We start from the raw sequence: 1,686 nt of genomic DNA on the forward strand, positions 1-1,686 counted from the left end.
TAACTCCTAACCATTAAAAATAATTGTTCTCTGCGCCCATCAATGAGTTCAACGACATCATCTGATTGCAGGTGAAAACCAAATTTCAGCGCCAAATTACAGACGTGCTTCGATGCTGAAAGGATCGGCGCATGGATAACTCTATTGCCAATCAGTGAAAGAATGTCGCTGGCTGCATCACTGGAGCGGCGTCTTTCGCCTTTCTTCATCGCCATGTGCAATTCAACATGTTCGCCTCGTTCAATCACCACAAATACACCGCAGCCCTGCCAGAGATAGTAATCAGCCGGATAATCCACCCACGACGGAACGCCCCACAACCGCATGAGTTGTGAACCAGTGATAGTGTCTATTTTTGTCATTAATCGATGAGTCCGTGAGCTCGAAGTGCGTCTTCATACGCTTTGCATCTTTTGGCTAGCGATGTGACTGCATTCATTAGAGATTGGGTGACAGATTGATCATAAGTTTCACCTGCGTTCCATGACTGATTGGCATCAATTGCCCCTTTATTTGCCGCCCCAGCCATTGCAGTAAAGCCAGTAACCCTTTGACCAACAACATTAAGGCCATTTATTAGGTAGTTGTTTTTTACATCGATGGGTGACGAGATAACTTGAGTTGCTGTTGCCTTCTTGGATACATAGTCAACTTTTATTTCAGATACCTGACCATCTATGTCTTGTATCTTTATCTTAAGACCATCAACGTCATGCTCGATATTCAAAACCCTAACTTCAAGTTTTGCTAAGTCTTCCTCTGCTTTGGTGATTCTGACTTCGTGGTCTTCTAGCGTTTCTTCTGCCCTAGTTATTCTTTTTCCATGATCATCAAGGATAATATCCTGCTCATCGTTTTTGACCTGAGCATCATAAGCACCGTCACCCGCCTGATTAGCCTTGTTCGCCACATTCCCTAAATCAGCTCCCTGTTGAACGACATACAGAAAATAGGGCTGGGAGAAATTATTGGGGAGCAGCGTTGCATCTATTCGAGTCGCCTGTATCTCTACAGGGTTTTTGAGATTATTATCAGCCATAATTATTCCAACCTGATTTGACAACCGGAGAGAGTGACAGAGGATCTGGTGATTACTCGCACTTTAAATCCGATGTTTTTACGGATACGACCAACACGCAGCCACAATATCCGCTTGTCATAGATAAATGGCGCATTCTGTTCGATCATCTGTTCTCGACCGTAATTGATGCCGTCAGCCGTTGCAGAGAGGAATAGCCTGTCAGCGTACTGAGATACACCAGTCGAGGCTTCCAGCTCAAAATCGAATACCCGTGCGTTGTCGGCTTTGAACATTGGCGTATACAGCAAATGCTCCTGCTGCTGCCCGTACTGGTCAGATGCTGAGAAATTAAGCTGCCCGGTCACAGATTCACGCTTATCGCCTACCGTGATTTGATTACCTTCAAATATGAAATCGATACCGCGATAAACATCATCGAACAGACCTGTTTTTAGGATGCACCATTGCGGCACGTTCTGGCTGGCTGCTGCGTCATAACACAGGACATGACGCGGTAGATGGATAATCAATAATTCGTGTGCATCGAACCGCACCGTTTCCATCACACCAGTAGCTAGTTCATCCGCCGTGTAGTCTCTCAGTATCTTCTCTATTGATGCTGTGGCTATCGGGGCTACTTGTCCCTGACGAATGACATAGACCGA

At 45.6% G+C, this 1,686-nt stretch carries 3 protein-coding genes; all 3 read right to left on the reverse strand.

What is annotated here, in order from left to right:
- A partial coding sequence (locus NXS07_RS19850) for a hypothetical protein (protein ID WP_258087490.1) occupies positions 1 to 362 on the reverse strand: 362 nt, incomplete at its 3' end.
- Positions 362 to 1,039, reverse strand: a complete 678-nt coding sequence (locus tag NXS07_RS19855; protein ID WP_258087491.1) for a hemolysin XhlA family protein — start codon at positions 1,037 to 1,039, stop codon at positions 362 to 364. The genes NXS07_RS19850 and NXS07_RS19855, both read right to left, overlap by 1 nt.
- 2 nt (positions 1,040 to 1,041) lie before the next feature.
- Positions 1,042 to 1,686, reverse strand: a 645-nt coding sequence (locus NXS07_RS19860; protein WP_258087492.1) for a packaged DNA stabilization protein, incomplete at its 5' end; no start/stop codon positions are given.

Source organism: Xenorhabdus bovienii (assembly GCF_024721015.1).
Classification (GTDB): domain Bacteria; phylum Pseudomonadota; class Gammaproteobacteria; order Enterobacterales; family Enterobacteriaceae; genus Xenorhabdus; species Xenorhabdus bovienii.